The 16,848-nt window shown below is 65.9% G+C and carries 14 protein-coding genes and 2 pseudogenes; 8 read left to right on the top strand and 8 right to left on the bottom strand.

Annotated elements, in window-relative coordinates:
* Window positions 1-60: 60 nt before the first annotated feature.
* Together earP and efp are read left to right on the top strand one after the other, a co-directional pair.
* The gene (earP, locus tag H681_RS15730; protein ID WP_015477866.1) at window positions 61-1,188 is read left to right on the top strand and encodes an elongation factor P maturation arginine rhamnosyltransferase EarP; all 1,128 of its coding nucleotides are present in this window, start codon (window positions 61-63) and stop codon (window positions 1,186-1,188) included.
* Between the two features lie 42 nt (window positions 1,189-1,230).
* The gene (gene efp / locus H681_RS15725) at window positions 1,231-1,797 is read left to right on the top strand and encodes an elongation factor P (RefSeq protein WP_015477865.1); all 567 of its coding nucleotides are present in this window, start codon (window positions 1,231-1,233) and stop codon (window positions 1,795-1,797) included.
* 67 nt (window positions 1,798-1,864) lie between these two features.
* On the opposite strand, the gene H681_RS15720 is transcribed toward efp, so the two are convergent.
* The 3 genes from H681_RS15720 to H681_RS15710 all read right to left on the bottom strand — a co-directional run bounded on the left by H681_RS15720 (window position 1,865) and on the right by H681_RS15710 (window position 3,888).
* The gene (locus H681_RS15720; protein WP_015477864.1) at window positions 1,865-2,293 is read right to left on the bottom strand and encodes an organic hydroperoxide resistance protein; all 429 of its coding nucleotides are present in this window, start codon (window positions 2,291-2,293) and stop codon (window positions 1,865-1,867) included.
* A gap of 147 nt (window positions 2,294-2,440) precedes the next feature.
* Window positions 2,441-2,890 carry a MarR family winged helix-turn-helix transcriptional regulator gene (locus tag H681_RS15715; RefSeq protein ID WP_015477863.1) on the bottom strand — a complete coding sequence of 150 codons (450 nt, stop codon included), beginning with the start codon at window positions 2,888-2,890 and terminating at the stop codon, window positions 2,441-2,443.
* Window positions 2,891-3,036: 146 nt separating this feature from the next.
* Window positions 3,037-3,888 (bottom strand): LysR substrate-binding domain-containing protein, encoded by an 852-nt coding sequence (locus H681_RS15710; protein WP_015477862.1) that lies wholly within the window; start codon window positions 3,886-3,888, stop codon window positions 3,037-3,039.
* A gap of 97 nt (window positions 3,889-3,985) precedes the next feature.
* On the opposite strand from H681_RS15710, the gene H681_RS15705 reads away from it, so the two are divergent.
* The 3 genes from H681_RS15705 to H681_RS15695 all read left to right on the top strand — a co-directional run bounded on the left by H681_RS15705 (window position 3,986) and on the right by H681_RS15695 (window position 6,049).
* Window positions 3,986-4,216: a DUF1127 domain-containing protein gene (locus H681_RS15705; protein WP_015477861.1), complete on the top strand. Its 231-nt coding sequence runs from the start codon at window positions 3,986-3,988 to the stop codon at window positions 4,214-4,216.
* A 75-nt stretch (window positions 4,217-4,291) separates the two neighbouring features.
* A complete protein-coding gene (locus tag H681_RS15700; protein ID WP_015477860.1) occupies window positions 4,292-4,762 on the top strand; it encodes a DUF3291 domain-containing protein in 471 nt (156 codons plus the stop codon).
* A gap of 69 nt (window positions 4,763-4,831) precedes the next feature.
* A complete protein-coding gene (locus tag H681_RS15695) occupies window positions 4,832-6,049 on the top strand; it encodes a winged helix-turn-helix domain-containing protein (protein ID WP_015477859.1) in 1,218 nt (405 codons plus the stop codon).
* A 35-nt stretch (window positions 6,050-6,084) separates the two neighbouring features.
* Here the strand turns inward: H681_RS15695 and H681_RS15690 are convergent, their stop codons facing one another.
* Window positions 6,085-7,431 (bottom strand): class II 3-deoxy-7-phosphoheptulonate synthase, encoded by a 1,347-nt coding sequence (locus H681_RS15690; protein ID WP_015477858.1) that lies wholly within the window; start codon window positions 7,429-7,431, stop codon window positions 6,085-6,087.
* Window positions 7,432-7,500: 69 nt separating this feature from the next.
* Entirely contained in the window at window positions 7,501-8,832 is a 1,332-nt protein-coding gene (locus tag H681_RS15685; protein ID WP_015477857.1) for a flavin-containing monooxygenase, read from the bottom strand.
* A 194-nt stretch (window positions 8,833-9,026) separates the two neighbouring features.
* Between H681_RS15685 and H681_RS15680 the strand changes: the two genes are divergently transcribed.
* The gene (locus H681_RS15680; RefSeq protein WP_015477856.1) at window positions 9,027-9,773 is read left to right on the top strand and encodes a spermidine synthase; all 747 of its coding nucleotides are present in this window, start codon (window positions 9,027-9,029) and stop codon (window positions 9,771-9,773) included.
* Between the two features lie 15 nt (window positions 9,774-9,788).
* Here the strand turns inward: H681_RS15680 and H681_RS15675 are convergent, their stop codons facing one another.
* From H681_RS15675 to H681_RS15665, 3 genes are all read right to left on the bottom strand, one after another.
* Complete coding sequence (locus tag H681_RS15675; protein WP_015477855.1) at window positions 9,789-11,456, bottom strand: ShlB/FhaC/HecB family hemolysin secretion/activation protein; 1,668 nt, start codon at window positions 11,454-11,456, stop codon at window positions 9,789-9,791.
* An 83-nt stretch (window positions 11,457-11,539) separates the two neighbouring features.
* On the bottom strand, window positions 11,540-13,171 hold the full coding sequence (locus tag H681_RS15670; RefSeq protein WP_015477854.1) for a collagen-like triple helix repeat-containing protein: 1,632 nt from the start codon (window positions 13,169-13,171) through the stop codon (window positions 11,540-11,542).
* 256 nt (window positions 13,172-13,427) lie between these two features.
* The gene (locus H681_RS15665) at window positions 13,428-14,219 is read right to left on the bottom strand and encodes a crotonase/enoyl-CoA hydratase family protein (RefSeq protein WP_015477853.1); all 792 of its coding nucleotides are present in this window, start codon (window positions 14,217-14,219) and stop codon (window positions 13,428-13,430) included.
* 305 nt (window positions 14,220-14,524) lie between these two features.
* On the opposite strand from H681_RS15665, the pseudogene H681_RS15660 reads away from it, so the two are divergent.
* Window positions 14,525-16,248 (top strand): annotated as a pseudogene (locus tag H681_RS15660) (DEAD/DEAH box helicase).
* A 315-nt stretch (window positions 16,249-16,563) separates the two neighbouring features.
* A pseudogene (locus H681_RS27255) lies at window positions 16,564-16,626 on the top strand (ESPR-type extended signal peptide-containing protein); the annotation flags it as partial.
* Window positions 16,627-16,848: the final 222 nt, after the last annotated feature.

The following is a 16,848-nucleotide window of genomic DNA, read 5'->3' as shown; positions in this document are numbered from 1 at the left end:
CTTAAGGAGAATAGGCCGGATCGCGGGTACACTGGCGCCTTCTGATACCAGGGAAAGCGCATGGCGAGCTGGGACATCTTCTGCAGTGTGGTCGACAACTATGGCGACATCGGTGTCACCTGGCGCTTGGCGCGCCAATTGGCGGTCGAGCACGGGCAGGCGGTACGCCTGTGGGTGGATGACCTGGCGGCTTTCGTGCGCATCTGCCCCCAGGCCGATGTGCAGGTGCAATCACAGCGGCTGTCCGGCGTGGAGATTCGGCATTGGCCGCAGGCCTGGCGCGATACCGATGCGGCGGATGTGGTGATCGAAGCCTTCGCCTGTGCCATGCCGCCTGCCTATATAGAGGCGATGACCCGGCGGCCGAAGCCTTCGCTGTGGCTGAACCTCGAATACCTCAGCGCCGAGCCCTGGGTGGAGTCCTGCCACGGCCTCCCATCCATGCAGCCCAACGGCCTGCAGAAATACTTCTATTTCCCCGGCTTCACACCGCTCACCGGCGGGTTGCTGCGTGAAGGCGATCTGATCCGGCGCCGGGATGCTTTCCAGTCCGATCCCGACAGCGGCGCTCGTTTCCTCGAAAGCCTCGGCGTGCAGGTACGCTACGGGGAGCGGCGCATTTCCCTGTTCGCCTATGAAAACCCCGGGCTCGCCGGCTGGCTGGACGCCTTGGCCGAGGGGGCGACGCCAACCCTGCTGCTGGTGCCCGAAGGGCGGGTGCTGGGTGATGTCCGGCGCTGGGCGCAGCGGCCGCTGGGGGTAGGGCAGGGCTGCGAGCGTGGCGCCCTTCGCGTGCAGGTGCTGCCGTTCGTCCGCCAGGAAGACTACGACCCGTTGCTGTGGAGCTGCGACATCAACGCGGTGCGTGGCGAGGACTCCTTCGTCCGCGCGCAGTGGGCCGGGCGCCCCTTCGTCTGGCACATCTACCAGCAGGAGGACGACCTCCATCTGGAAAAGCTGGAGGCCTTCCTGGCGCTGTTCGCCGAGGGCATGGATGCGTCGCTGCGGGAGGCGCTGAGCGATTTCTGGCTGGCCTGGAACGGGCGGGGGGAGGCCGGTGAAGCCTGGCGAAGACTGGACGGGCGGCTGCCGGAATGGTCCGCGTGGGTTGGCAATTGGCAGCGGCGTTTGACCGAACAAACCGATCTTGCCGCGGGGCTGGTGCGTTTTTATACAAATTGGCTATGATATGGCCCCTGTTTTTTGTCTCCAATCCAATCGGATAATCGTATGAAAACCGCACAAGAGTTTCGCGCTGGCCAGGTTGCCAACATCAATGGCGCCCCCTGGGTCATCCAGAAGGCCGAGTTCAACAAATCCGGCCGTAACTCCGCGGTCGTCAAGATGAAGCTGAAGAACCTGCTGACCGGTGCCGGCACCGAGACCGTGTTCAAGGCCGACGACAAGCTGGAGCCGATCATCCTCGATCGCAAGGAAGTCACCTATTCCTACTTCGCGGACCCGCTGTATGTCTTCATGGACACCGAGTTCAACCAGTACGAAATCGAGAAAGACGATCTGGAAGGCGTGCTGACCTTCATCGAAGACGGCATGGCCGACGTCTGCGAAGCGGTCTTCTACAACGAGAAAGTCATCTCCGTTGAACTGCCGACCACCATCGTTCGCGAAATCGTCTACACCGAGCCGGCTGTCCGTGGCGACACCTCCGGTAAAGTGATGAAGACCGCTCGCCTGAAGAACGGTGCCGAGCTGCAGGTTTCCGCGTTCTGCGAAATCGGCGACTCGATCGAAATCGATACCCGCACCGGCGAGTACAAGTCCCGCGTCAAGGCCTGAGCCTGAACCGAGACAAGAAAAAGCCCGGCTGATGCCGGGCTTTTTCGTTTCTGCCGTCTGGCTTTTCTCAGACGCTCACGTTCAGGCGTACGTCGATGTTGCCGCGGGTGGCGTTGGAGTAGGGGCAGACCTGGTGGGCCTTGGCGACCAGGTCCTGGGCATCGGCCAGATCCAGTCCCGGCAGGTTGATGTTCAGTTCCACTTCCAGGCCGAACCCGCCGGGGATCTGGCCGATGCCGACCTTGCCGGTGATCGAAGCGTCCGCCGGGATCTGTTTCTTGCTCTGGCTGGCGACGAACTTGATGGCGCCGATGAAGCAGGCCGAGTAGCCGGCGGCGAACAGTTGTTCCGGGTTGGTGGCTTCGCCGCCCGCACCGCCCAGTTCGCGCGGCGTGCTCAGTTTCACGTCGAGGATGCCGTCCGAGGAAACGGCGCGGCCGTCGCGGCCTCCGGTGGCGGTAGCGGTGGCGGTGTAGAGGGCTTTGATGGTTTGCATGGTGGTGTCTCCGATTGTCTTGCTGGTTAATATCTTGTGCGCTAAGCAGTGCGTGGGGATAAAGTTAGTTCGATTTAATTTAGTGCGCAAGATAAATGCTGGAAGATTTCGGACTAAAGAACGGTGCGCTCAGGCATAAGCCCCGGATCATGGGGCTTGCAGCTGTTCGCGCAGCTCCACCAATTCCTGTTGAAGTCGCTGGAGCTTTTCCAACGTTAGACGGCTGCTGGCGAGGATGCAGCCTGGAATGCTCTCCGCCTGTCGGCGCAGTTCGCGGCCCTTGTCGGTCAGGCGCAGTTGCACCACGCGCTCGTCGGCCTGGCTGCGGGTGCGGGTGATCAGGCCTTCGGCTTCCAGGCGCTTGAGCAGAGGGGTGAGGGAGCCGGGGTCGGTGAGCATCCGCGCGCTGATTTCGCCGACGGTGATGCCGTCGCCTTCCCACAGCACCAGCATGGCGATGTATTGCGGGTAGGTGAGCCCCAGTGCCTGCAGCAGCGGCTTGTAGACTTTGGTCATCTGCAGGGAGGTGGAGTAGAGGGCGAAGCACAACTGGTTGTCGAGTTTGAGTGCTTCGCAGGTCGGGTCTGGCCGGGCCATCGCACGTCTCCTGGATAGAGAGCCTGGGGAGACGCCCTGGGGGAGCGTCCGGAGTGAGCAGATAATTGCGCATTAATTTAGCGCGATGGCTATTTGTTGAACAGCTGTCTCATCGATTCCCGCCGCGGACGCGCCCCGGTCTCCCGTCAGGCGCGGAAGCCTTCGACGATGTACTCCGCCAGCTTGTCGGTGACCGGCGTCATCTTTGCCCCGCGCAGCAGCACGATGCTGGCGTTGGGCAGCAGCGGCAGCCCCTCCTCCTCGCCGAGGATGCGCAGGTTGCCGGTCAGCAGGCTGCGCAGTTGCGCGGTCACCGCCAGGCCGGCGCTGGCCACCGCGAACAGCGCCGACAGGCTTGGGCTGCTGTAGGCGATGCGGTAGTCGATTTCCAGTGCTTCCAGGGCGTTGCAGGCCCAGGCGCGGCAGAAGCAGGTGGTATTGAACATCGCCAGCGGCAGAGGGCGCTGGTCCTGCGGGCAGAAGCCTTCGGCGGCCATCCAGACGAAGGGTTCCTGGCGCAGCAACTGGCCGATCTCGGTGCCGGGTTCGCGGGTCACGATGGACAGGTCGAGGTCGTTGCGCATCAGCAATTGGGCTGACGAGTCGCAGTGCACTTCCACCTGCACGAGCGGATAGGCCTGGGCGAAGCGCGAAAGAATCTCCGGCAGGAAGCGCATCACGTAGTCGTCCGGCGTGCCGATCTTCACCGCGCCGACCATGTGGGGCTGGCGCAGGGTGTTGAACACCTCGCCCTGCAGGCGCAGGATGCGCCGCGCAAAGCCCAGCAGTACCTGGCCCTCCGGCGTCAGGCGCACCTGCCGTCCGTCACGCTCGAACAGCGCGCGTTCCAGCACGTCCTCTTCCAGGCGCTTCATCTGCATGCTCACCGCCGACTGGGTGCGGTTGACCACCTCGGCGGCGCGGGTGAAGCCGCCGTGATCGGCAATGGCGACGAAGGTGCGCAGCAGTTCGCTGTCGATGCTGGGGAAGCTGCTCATTCATCAATCTCCGAGATGGGATGCATAAGAATGATTCGTTGGATTGATCTTAGCGCCGAGGCGAGACTGCATCCAGGCCCACATGGAGGGATGCACGATGAAAGGTCAACCGGGTTTCGTATCGATGTTCCATCATGCTCACGAGGCGCCGGCCGCGCCGCTGTGGAAACGTGCCCTGAAGCGGTTGCTGCAATGGCACGAACTGGCTCGTCAGCGCCGCCTGCTGGCTGGCTTGAGCGATGAGGCGCTCAAGGATATCGGCCTGAGCCGTGCCGATATCCAGGAGGAAATCGAGCGTCCATTCTGGATCGATGCCCTGAAACGCTGAGCTGTACGGGCGGCACGCGAGATCGTCGTGCCGCCCGCTGTCGTGCTGGATCAAACACTTTGCCAGGGAATGCTCATGTCTTCGAACTACCACCTCGCCCAAGTCAATATCGCCAAGGCCCGCGCACCGCTGGACCAGCCCCTGATGAAAGGCTTCGTCGATCAACTGGACGCCATCAACCGGCTGGCCGAGGCGAGCCCCGGGTTCATCTGGCGCCTGCAGACCGATGAGGGCGATGCCACCTCGATCCGTGCCTTCGACGACCCGCTGATCATCGTCAACCTGTCGCTCTGGACGTCCGTCGAGGCGCTGCGTGAGTACGTCTACGGCGGTGAGCATCTCGCCGTGCTGCGCAACAAGCGCGACTGGATGGAGAAGCTGCCGACGCCGAGCCTGGCGCTGTGGTGGCTGCCGGCCGGAGAGTTGCCCGATGTATGGATGGCGCGGCGCAAGCTGGAGCTGTTGCAGGCGCAGGGGGCTTGCGATGAGGTGTTCACCTTCGCCAGGCCCTACTCGATGCCGGGACGTGTCGCGGTACCGTCCTGAGCGATCGGCGCGCCGGGACGTAGGGTTTGGCGCTAGGCTCTAGGGCCTGTCCGGTCGTGGAGTGTGTCGATGCCGATTGCCGAGTCGCTGTCCGTCAAACAGGCCCGCCGCCTGGCGCTGGCCGCCCAAGGGTTCACGCAGCGGCGGCCGGCCGAGGTCCAGCGCCGCCACGTCCGGGCGATGCTGGAGCGCCTGGGCGTGTTGCAGATCGACTCGGTGAACGCGCTGGTGCGATCCCATTATCTTCCGCTGTTTTCGCGGCTGGGCACCTATCCCCTGGCGATGCTGGAGGAGGCCGCCTGGAGTTCGGGGCGCCAGCGGCGTCTGTTCGAATACTGGGGGCACGAGGCCTCGCTGCTGCCGCTGGAGCTCTATCCGCTGATGCGTTGGCGCATGCGCCGGGCGTCGGAGGGGCGCGGCATCTACCAACAGCTCGCCCGCTTCGGCCGCGAGCAGCAACCGGTGATCCGTCGGGTGCTGGACGCCGTGCGTGACCAGGGTGCCCTGGGCGCCGGCAGCCTGAGCACCCGTGAGGAGCGCGCCGGCCCCTGGTGGGATTGGAGCGCGGAAAAACATGCGCTGGAGTGGCTGTTCGCCGCCGGCGAGGTGACGGTCGCCGGCCGACGCGGATTCGAACGTCTCTACGACCTGCCCGAACGGGTGTTGCCGCCGTCGATGCTGGCCGGAGCCGAGCCGGACGAGCCCGAGGCCCAGCGCCGGTTGCTGCTGCATTCGGCGCGCGCCCTTGGCGTGGCGACGGAAAAGGACTTGCGCGATTACTTCCGTTTCGAGCCCGGCGACAGCAAGGCGCGCCTTGCCGAACTGGTGGAGGAGGGTGCGCTGTTGCCGGTGCGGGTACAGGGCTGGCAGGCGCAGGCCTATTGCCCCGCGGATGCGGTGATCCCACGCAAGGTCGCGGCCAGTGCGTTGTTGTCGCCGTTCGACTCGCTGGTGTGGGAGCGCGCCCGTACCGAGCGGTTGTTCGACTTCCGTTACCGCCTGGAGATCTACACGCCGCAGCACAAGCGCGTCTATGGCTACTACGTGCTGCCGTTCCTCTTCGGCGAGCGCCTGGTGGCGCGGGTGGACCTGCGCGCCGAGCGGGCCGGGGGGCAACTGGTGGTGCATGCGGTGCACGACGAAACGCCGGGACCGGACGAGGCCGCCTGGAGCATGTTGGCCGAACGACTGGACGAGATGGCTGACTGGCTGGGCTTGCAGCGGGTGACGGTGCATTGCCGGCGGCCGTCGGGCGTGCGTCTGAAGGCGTTGCTGCGGGCGCGTTGAGGAAGGGCGAGCGGAGGCCGCTCGCCGATATCGCTCTAGCGGCGCACCTGCTTCAGGGTTTCCGCGATGAGGAAGGCCAGTTCCAGGGATTGGTCGGCATTCAGGCGCGGATCGCAGTGGGTGTGGTAGCGATCGCTCAGCCCGGCCTCGGTGATGGGGCGGGCACCGCCGATGCATTCGGTGACGTTCTGCCCGGTCATCTCGATGTGGATGCCGCCGGCGTAGCTGCCTTCGGCCCGATGCACCTCGAAGAACTGCCGCACCTCGGTGAGCACGCGCGCGAAGTCGCGGGTCTTGTAGCCGCTGGAAGCCTTGATGGTGTTGCCGTGCATGGGGTCGGAACTCCACAGCACCTGCCTGCCTTCGCGCTGTACGGTCTGGATCAGGCGCGGCAGGCCGTCGCCGACCCTGTCGGCGCCCATCCGTACGATGAGGTTGAGGCGGCCGGGCTCGTTGTCCGGGTTGAGGAGGTCGATCAGGCGGATCAGCTCCTCGCTGTCCATGCTCGGGCCGATCTTCACGCCGATGGGGTTGCCAACGCCGCGCAGCATTTCCACATGGGCGCCATCGAGCTGGCGGGTGCGGTCGCCGATCCACAGCATGTGTGCCGAGCAGTCGTACCAGTCGCCGGTCAGGCTATCGCGGCGGATGAAGGCTTCCTCGTAGTTCAGCAGCAGCGCTTCGTGGGCGGTGAAGAAACTGGTTTCGCGCAACTGCGGCGCGGTGTCCAGGCCGCAGGCGCGCATGAAGGCGAGGGTTTCGTCGATGCGGTCGGCGAGCTGCTGGTAGCGCTCGGACAGCGCCGAGTTGGCGATGAAATCCAGGTTCCACTGGTGCACCTGGTGCAGGTCGGCGAAGCCGCCGCCAGCGAAGGCGCGCAGCAGGTTCAGCGAGGCGGTGGACTGGTGGTAGGCCTGCAGCAGGCGCTCGGGGTCCGGCACGCGGCTTTTCTCGTCGAAGCCGATGCCGTTGACGATGTCGCCGCGGTAGGCCGGCAGCGTCACGCCGTCGACGGTTTCCTCGCCGGAAGAGCGCGGCTTGGCGAACTGCCCGGCCATGCGCCCGACCTTCACCACCGGGCAGCCGGCGGCGAAGGTCATCACCACGGCCATCTGCAACAGCACCTTGAAGGTGTCGCGAATCTTCGCCGCGGAGAACTCGGCGAAGCTCTCGGCGCAGTCGCCGCCCTGCAGCAGGAAGGCGCGGCCGGCGGTGACTTCGGCGAACTGCCGACGCAGCTCGCGGGCCTCACCGGCGAACACCAGCGGGGGAAAGCCGGCCAGGGCGCGTTCGACGTCGCTCAGGCGCGCGCTGTCGGGGTAGGTGGGTTGTTGCTGGATCGGCTTGCTTCTCCAGCTGTCGGGACTCCAGGGCAGGCTCATCGGTGGCTCGTTCGCGGTTAGGGGCGGTGATCGCTCATGGTATCAGCTCGCCCTGTGCGCAGCGCGCCTTCAGTGTACCGGCAGCGGTGCGAGCGGCGCGGTGCCGGGCAGGTCGCGGCGCAGTTCGGCGATGTGCTCGCGTACGGTGCGGCGATAGCTGTCCTTGTCCACGTAATAGGCCATGCGTTCGAGCGGCAGGTACTGGTAGCCGCCGTCGATGCGTTGGCCGGCAAGCATCCGTTTCAATTGGCGGAAACGCTCGGCGACCGGGTTGCCCGCGGCCAACTGGCGGATGTAGAGCGCGACCAGTTCGGCCTGCTCGGCGCGCCCCTGCCAGCCAAGGCCCGAGGCCTCCAGCATGCCGAGCATGAACAGGTCGTCGTACTGCGGGTGGAAGGCGTTGAGGTACAGCTGCGGCGCGGCGCAGTCGTTGGGCCAGTTGAGCTGCGCGCGGTCGATGAAGGGGTAGTCCAGGCGGTAGCCGGTGGCGAGCAGGATCAGGTCGTAGTCCTGGCGTTCGCCATCGCTGAACACTACGCGTTGACCTTCCAGGCTACGTACGTCGCGGCGCGCGCGGATGTCGCCGTGGGCGAGGTGGTGCAGCACCAGCGAGTTCACCACCGGGTGCGATTCGTACAGGCGGTGGTCGGGATCGGGCAGTCCGTAGTCCGACGGACGACCGATCAGCAGGCGCAGCAGTGCCGCGTCGAGCCGTTGCTTGAGCGGACGCGGCAGGCGGACCAGGTTGCCGAAGGTGTCGATTGGCCGGCCCAGGCAGAACTTGGGCAGGAAGTGGTAGCCGCGACGCACCGAAAGGTCCACGGAGCGTGCGCGGTGCACGGCGTCCACTGCGATGTCGCAGGCGGAGTTGCCGCAGCCGACGATCAGCACGCGCTTGTCGGCGAAGCAATCGGCGTTGCGGTACTGGCTGGCATGGAGGATTTCGCCGCTGAAGTCGCCCGGCAGCTCTGGCTGGTTGGGTGTATGCAGGGCGCCGTTGGCGATCAGCACGCCGTCGAACAGTCCTTCGTGCACCGTGCCGTCGCGCTCGCAGCGCAGCCGCCAGCCGCGCTCCTGGCGGAGCAGGGCGGTGACCCGTGTATTGAAGCGGTAGTGGCTGCGCAGGCCGTAGTGCCGCGCGTAGGCATGGAAGTAGTGGAGCACCTGCGTGTGGTGCGGATAAGGGGGGACGTCCATGTCCATTGGAAACTCGTCGAACTGGGTCGTGCCCTTGGAGGAAATCAGGTGGGCGGAGTGGTACAGGGTGCTGTGGGGATTGCCGATGTCCCACAGACCACCGACATCGCCGTGCAGTTCGAAGCCAGTGAAGGGGATACCGTACTTCTGCAACTGGCGGGCGGCGGCGAGGCCGGCCGGACCCGCGCCGATAATGGCATACATGCTGGGTTGTGCCTCTTGGGCTGTTATTCTTGCGGCTTTCGGGCCTGGCAGTCGGTTCCTGGCTGCTCGGGTTGTCCATGCCTGTTTTTGAAGGATTATCACGTGCTTCAGCCCTCGCTGTTCAATGGCAAACCGCGCCGTCTGTGCATCCTGGCGGACCGCAATGTCACAGTCGCCTTCCGGGAGGAACGCGCATGAGCGAGGAACGCCTGATCGTCGAGGAGCGCGATGCGTTCGGGGTGATCCGGGTCGTGGAGAGCGGCGACTTCCGCTACCTGGAGTTCGGCGACGAGGTCGAGCAGAGCTGTGTGCTGATGCAGGATCCCTGCTGGCTGGAGTACGACTACTCGCGGGCCATGCTGCTCGGCGGGTTGTGCCATGCGCACCCGCGCCGTGCCCTGTTCCTGGGCTTCGGTGCCGGTAGCCTGACTCAGGCCTGCTTGAAGTACCTGCCGCTGGAGGAGGTGGAGGCCATCGAGCTGCGCCCGTCGATTCCCCGGCTGGCTCGCGAGCACCTGGGGCTGGGCGATGATCCGCGCCTGCACCTGCGCGTGGGGGACGCGGTGGAGGAGCTGGCGAACTGCGAGCCGGCGGACCTGATCTTCCTCGACCTCTATACCGACACCGGTCCCGCGCCTGCGCACATCGCCTGGGACTTCCTCGGCGCCTGCCGCGAGCGCCTGCGTCCCGGCGGCTGGCTGGTGATCAACCAGTGGAGCACCGACGATGGCCGTCCGCTGGGCGCCGCGCTGTTGCGCGGGCGCTTCCACCGTCATTACTGGGAGTGTCCGGTGCCGGAGGGCAACGTGATCGTCTTCGTGCCCGCCGAGCTGGACCAGGAGCTCAACCTGCGGGCCCTGAAGAAGCGCGTTGCGAGCCTGGAACCCAGGCTCGGTTATTCGCTGCGCGGTTACATCGACTCGCTGTGCCCGGCGCAGTGAACCGGGTGCGACTGCCTAGGGGATCTGATAGCTGAAGGCGAAGTTGAGGCGCGGACTGCGCTGGTTGTTGTCCAGTGCGCGATCGCCGAACGGCTTGGCCACCTCCATCGACACCAGGTAGTGCTTGCGGTTGGACAGGCGTATGCCGACGGCCGCCGAGCCGAGCTGGGCATTGGGCAGGCCATCCTGGGTGTAGTGGGTGCGGGCGGTGTCCACCACCAGGTAGGGCTGGATCTGGTTGAGCACCGCGCTCTGGCGCAGGAATGAGTAGTTCACCTCGTAGGCGGCGCCCCAGCCCTTGTCGCCGCTGGCCTGGTCGTCGGGGTAGCCGCGACCGAAGTTGTTGCCGCCATAGGTGACCTGTTCCGAGTCGGGCAGCACGTCATCGGTCCACTGGAAGCCGGCGCTGACGACGCCTTGCCAGCGTTCGCCGAACTGGTCCTGCTGGGCGCCGTAGCCGAGCACGCGGGTGAAGTCCTTGCGGATGGGTTTCTCGGTTTCCGCGCCCATTCCGTTCAATCCCTGGTAGACCGCCAGGCTCCCGGCGCGCACGCGCTTGCTGGCGAACTGCTGGACCACCGTGTCCACGCCGACGACTCGCAGCTTGCTCTTCTGTTCGACGCGGTAGGGGATGTTCGGGTAGACCAGGTCGTAGCGGCTGGTGTCGTTCACCGTGTAGCCCCGCACGTTCACGTCCCAGGTCAGGTCGCGGCGCAGCAGCACGGGAATCCCGAGGCCGGCGCTGATCCGCTCGTTCTGCCGCTTGCGCGCGAACTCCAGGCCGTCGGCCAGGCGCAGGTTGTCGTCCGGGCGCGAGTTGTACTTGCTGTAGCCGGCCTGCAATTGCAGGCCGTTGTCGCCCAGCAGTTGGCTGTAGTTCCAGGCGCGGTAGTGCTCCTCGTCGTCGCCCGGCGGGTAGAGGTAGTTGAATTGCAGTTGCTCGCCCCAGCCGAGCAGGGACATCACTTGTGCGTTGAACAGGCCGCGCTGTTCGCCACGGCGCGAGTCGAGGTTCATGCCGGTGTTGAAGCGCTTGCTCTGGCCGGCCAGTTCCAGCACCGCGCCGCCGTCATTGGTGGTGGGCGGTTTGAGTGCCATTGCCAGTTGCAGGCCCGGTACGCGGTTCATTAGTACGCTGAAGCGCTCGAAGCTCGCGCGGGTCAGCGGTCGCTCGCTTTTCAGGCGGGCGATCCAGCGGTCCACGCGGGCCTGGTGCGCGCCCAGGTCGCCATTGCCGCGCACTTCCCTGATGTGGCCCTCCACCAGCACGATGCGCGCGCCGCCGCCACGAAAGTCCTGGTTGGGCACGTAGGCGAAGGAAATGAAGAAGCCGTCGTTCTGGTAGCGCTGGGTGATGGCCTTGGCCGCCGCTACCAGTTCGCTGACCTGGATCGGCCGCTGGGTCAGGGGCTCCAGCAGCGGGCGCCAGGTGTTCAGCGGGTAGTGGCCGCCGCCGGCGATCTCGATGCGCTTGAGCTGGATGCGTTGCTGCAGTATCTGGCCGGGTTGCCGGGCCGACGGCGCGGGTGCGCTGACCTTGGGCGCCGTCGGGCGAAGTTCGCCGCCTGGCACGTTGGGGCGGGGCAGGGTCTGTTCGATATCGGACCCCGGGAGCTGGATCGGACGCTCCGCCCACGCGAAAGGACTGGCCAGCAACAGGGTGAGGGTGGCGAGTGTGCGCATCTGGCTCCTCCGTGAGTCCGACTTCAGCGATGGCCAGGAGCCGCTCGTGGCTCCTGGCTACTGCGGTGTGGGTGAGATCAGGGTTATTGCCGGGGAGCCCCGATGCCAACTCCAAGACCCGCGCCCAGGCCGCCGAGCGCGCCGCCAACCGTGCCGAGCAGACCGCCCTGGGTCGTGCCGCCGCTGGTGGTGCCGACACCTGCGCCTACCGCAACGCCCGCGCCCTGCTCGGAGGTGCCTGCGCCGACGCCGGCCCCCGCCACCAGACCGCCCGTACCGAGCGCGCTGGTGACGCCACCCACCGCGCCGGTCACGCCGTTGAGCAGCCCGCCCACCGGGTTGCTGCTGCCCGTCGCGCCGCCCAGGCTACCGGTGACACTGCCGACCGCGCCGGTCACGCCGCCGACCAGCCCGCCCACCGGGTTGCTGCCGCCCGTCGCGCCGCCCAGGCTGCCGGTGACACTGCCGACCGCGCCGGTCACGCCGCCGACCAGCCCGCCCACCGGGTTGCTGCCGCCTGTCGCACCGCCCAGGGCGCCAGTGACAGTACCCACGGTGCTGGTGACGCCGCCGATGAGCCCGCCGACCGGGTTGCTGCCCGTCGTGCTGCCGCTGACCAGGCCGCCCGCATCGGTGACCACCTGCCCCGTATTGCTGACGATTCCGCCGACCGGGGCCAGCGCCGGGCTCTGGGCGGAGAGCTGATCGCCAGTCTGGGTCACCGCCGTGCCGACAGTGGTCAGCAGGTTGTTCACTGGCGCGCCCAGGCCGGTGGTTGTGCCGATGGTCTTGGTGGTGTTCTCCACGGTGCCCAACAGGTTCGTGGTGGTGCCGCTGAGCTGGGTGGTCAACTGGCTCAGCGGACCGGTGGTGACTGCTCCGGTGAGGGAGTCGCCGAGCATGGTGATCTTGCCGCCGACGCCGTCTACTACGCCACCCAGTTGCCCGGTGACGCCGTTGAGCGGGGTATTGGTCAGCAACGGGCCGTCGCCGATGGCGGCCACGGTATCTCCGAGGCTGCTGACAGCCTCGCCGGTGTGGCTGACCAGGTTGGTTGGGCCGGCCAGGGTGGTGCCGATGGCGTTGGGATTGTTGGCCAGGTTGCCCAGGCCGTCGGTGATGCCGTCGCCGACGTGATCCACGCCTGCGGCAAGCTGCTGGATGACGCCGCCGGTACCGTCGGTTACGCCGCTGCCGAGCAGCGGGACGTCGACGTTCTGGACCACGCCGCCGACGGTGCCGAGGGTGCCGCCGACGCTGGACACCACCTCGCCCGTTTCGCTCAGGATATTGCTGGTGGTGAGGTTAGGGGTGGTAGTGCCGCCGCCGGTGCCGCCGTCTCCACCGCCGGTGCCGCCGTCTCCACCGCCGGTGCCTCCAGTGCCACCGCCCGTGCCGCCAGTTCCACCGGTACCACCGCCGGTACCGCCCGTGCCGCCAGTCCCACCGGTACCGCCGCCGGTGCCGCCGGTGCCACCGCCGGTGCCGCCCGTTCCACCGGTACCGCCGCCCGTTCCACCCGTGCCACCGGTACCGCCGTCAGTACCGCCGTCGCCGCTGCCTCCCGAGCCGCCGTCGCCGGAGCCCGCGCCGCCGTCCTGGCCGCTGTCGCTCGCGGAGCGATGATGACTACTGCCGCCATGACTGCTGCATCCCTGCAGCGACAGGGCAACGACCAGAAGAGAAAGTGCGAAGACGCGAATCGGGCCTGACATGCGAGTTCCTCCATGAAGGATTAGATCCAGCGGAGGCTCGAACGGTACTTCCGACGAGTCACTGCGCTGCGCTCGATGTCAGTTGTAGAGATTTGTTTTCAATCGCGTAATTGGAACTTGTATATAGTCGTTTTGTTGTTATCAACTTATTGATTATAAAGGATAATATTTTAACTTGAATGCTTGCTTCGAGTGTTCTTAATACCTTGGATATAGTGCTTTTGATGCGGGCTCTGGAGTGAACTTACACGTTCATTCATTTTGCGCTGAAGCGGGCCTCGCGCTTTTCCTGCATGGCCCTGAAGCCTTCCTGGGCGTCTTCGCTGGAGAGCAGGCGGCTGGCCGTTGCCGGCAACTCGCGCGCGGCGGCCAGTTCTCCCTCGTCCAGGCACTGGCGGGCCGATGCCAGGGTGGCGCGGATGCCCAGTGGCGCCTGGGCAGCGACCCGCTGGGCCATCCACAAGGCACGGGGCATCAGTTCCTCGGGCGCGGTGACTTCCTGCACCAGCCCCAGGCGGCAGGCTTCGTGTGCATCGAACTGGTCGCCGGTGAGCAGCCAGCGCATGGCGTTGCCCCAACCGGCTACCTGGGGCAGGCGCAAGGTCGCGCCGCCGAAGGGGAAGATGCCGCGCTGTACTTCCAGTTGGGCGAAGCGTGCGTTGCTGGCGCACAGGTTGATATCGGCGGCGAGCATCAACTCGATGCCGAGGGTGAAGCAGTAGCCTTGGGCGGCGACCAGCAACGGCTTGCTCAGTCGGGGCCCGCCGAAGGTGCCCCAGGGATCCACGGCGCCGCTGGGCAATTGCCAGCCCGCCCGGAAGGTGTCGCTGACATCGGCCAGGTCGAGCCCGGCGGTGAAGTGCTCGCCGTGGGCGAACACCAGGGCGCAGCGCAGCCGGTCGTCACGCTCGTATTCGCCCAGGGCGAGCACCAGTTGATTGAGCATGTCCAGGTCGAATGCGTTGCGCTTTTCTACCCGGTTCAGGCCGAGCAGCAGAACGTGGTCGCGGTGCTCTCGGGTGATGCGGGGCTCGCGGCTGGGCTTCATCGATGGCCTCCGGCGGGAAGGGGCCTGCTCGGTATAGTCGGCCTTGCCGAGCTCGTCCAGGTGGCGACCGTTCGCCGGGGCTTGTCTGAAAAGACGCACATGGCACAGGATTTTCCGGTATGATGCGCGCCGGCCAAGCTAAGGCCTCGTTTCGGACCCCGCATTTTTCCGCAGCTTTCACGCTCGGTCTGTGCGTCCGCTGTGCGGACTTCCTTGACGTATTCTTCCAATCTTCATTTCGCAAATCCCCGCTTCCAGCTGCCTGGGTGACTTCATTGTCGTACAGGGCATGCGCAGCTCGGCTCTTGGGTCTTTGCGGATGTATTTAGAGGCAAAACCCATGACCCAGGAAACCGGCGGCTTCGCCGCGCTCGGCATTCATCCCAATATCCTCGCGGCCATCGCCGCCGTCGGCTATGAAGAGCCGTCCCCGATCCAGGCCCAGTCGATCCCGGTGATCCTCGAAGGCCACGACATGATCGGCCAGGCCCAGACCGGTACCGGCAAGACCGCCGCCTTCGCGCTGCCGCTGCTGTCGAAGATCGAACCGAGCCGCCGCGTTCCGCAGGTGCTGGTACTGGTACCGACTCGCGAGCTGGCCCTGCAGGTCGCTACCGCGTGCGAAACCTACTCCAAGCAGATGCCGGGCGTTGGCGTCGTTGCCGTCTACGGTGGCGCGCCGATGGGCCCGCAGCTCAAGGCCCTGCGCCAGGGCGCCCAGGTCCTGGTGGCCACTCCGGGCCGCCTGTGCGACCACCTGCGTCGCGACGAGAACCTGCTCTCCACCGTCGAGCGCCTGGTCCTCGACGAAGCGGACGAAATGCTCAAGCTCGGCTTCATGGATGACCTCGAAGTGATCTTCGAGGCCATGCCGGCCAGCCGCCAGACCGTACTGTTCTCCGCGACCCTGCCGGCTTCGATCCGCAGCATCGCCGAACGTCACCTGAAAGAGCCCAAGCACGTCCGCATCGCCGCCAAGACCCAGACCGTCGCCCGCATCGAGCAGGTGCACCTGATGGTCCACGCCGACCAGAAGCCGGCCTCGATCCTGCGTCTGCTGGAAGTCGAGCAGTTCGACGCGCTGATCGGCTTCGTCCGTACCAAACAGGCCACCCTGGACATCGCCGAGCTGCTCGAGCGCCAGGGCTACCGTGCCGCCGCGCTGAACGGCGACATGCCGCAGGCCCAGCGTGAGCGCGTGATCGAGTCGCTGAAGGACGGCTCGCTGGACATCGTCATCGCCACCGACGTTGCCGCCCGTGGCCTCGACGTGGCGCGCATCACCCACGTACTGAACGTGGACATGCCGTACGACCCGGAATCCTACGTACACCGCATCGGCCGTACCGGCCGTGCCGGTCGTGAAGGTCGTGCGCTGCTGCTGGTGACCCCGCGCGAGCGCCGCATGCTGCAGGTGATCGAGCGTGTGACCGGTCAGAAGGTCGGCGAAGTTCGCCTGCCGGACGCCGACACCGTCCTTGAAGCCCGTCTGAACCGCCTGGCCACCGGCCTGCAGCCGCTGCTGGCCAACGCTGTTGCCAGCCGTGGCGCCGTGCGTGACGAGCTGTGCCGCCGCCTGGGTACCGACATGGACACCCTGGCTGCCGTGCTGCTGGCCAAGCTGACCGAAGGCAAGGCGCTGGACCTGGAATCGGTCCGCCGCGAGCAACCTCTGACTCCGGCCGCCCCGCGTGAGCGCAGCGACCGTTACGAGCGTGGCGATCGCGCCGAGCGCGGTGACCGTCCGGAACGCAGCGGCGAGCGTCGCCCGATGGCGCCGCCGTCGGAGGGCAAGTCCCGCTGCCGTACCGCCCTGGGCGCCCGCGATGGCGTGCAGGCGAAGAACCTGCTGGGCGCCATCCTCAACGAGGGCGGCCTGTCCCGCGAGGCCATCGGCCGCATCCAGATCCGCGAGACCTTCAGCCTGATCGAGCTGCCGGACGAGAACCTCGACCGTCTGCTGACCAAGCTCAAGGACACCCGCGTCGCCGGCAAGGCCCTGCGCCTGCGCCGTTACCGCGAAGACTGAGTCCCGCTTCCATGAAAAACCCCGCTGGTGCGGGGTTTTTTCTTTGTGCGTCATCGGTCCCTTTCGCATAACCCGGCCCAACCTGAGTTCGGGTTTCGTTGGTTGGGCTTCGTTGAATTCAGCCCAACCAACACCTGCAGGACACACTGCAGCAGCGTTTTCGGAATTGCAGAAATTTCCTACAGGTTCGCATCGTAATTACGGAAATGCCTGATATCTCCGTGTTTGTGACGCAAGCGACGATATGCCCGAATTTTCAGAAGGGGATTGCGTGATCTAGCAATCCCGCTCGTGGGCATATCGGGGTTTTGGTTCATGAACAGGGTTTATCGTGTCGTACGCAATGCGGCAACCGGCCAGTGGGTGGTTGCTTCCGAACTGGCTAAAGGCCACACCAAGTGTGCCAAGCACCCTGCGCTTCTCTCGTCATTATTGTTGTTGTCACTCAGCGCCGGCGACGCTTTCGCCAGCAACTGTGGGCTCAATATGGTGGCATCTGGCGGCACCTGCCAACTGCAGAACATCAACCCGGCCGACAACGATGGCCAATCTAGTGGCGCGCTCGCTAATGGTGGTGAGGCGCTTACGGTTAAGGGTCTG

Origin of the sequence: Pseudomonas sp. ATCC 13867 (assembly GCF_000349845.1) — a bacterium.
GTDB lineage: Bacteria > Pseudomonadota > Gammaproteobacteria > Pseudomonadales > Pseudomonadaceae > Pseudomonas.
Note: the sequence above shows the minus strand (reverse complement) of the source record. Positions and strands in the feature narration are given on the sequence as shown.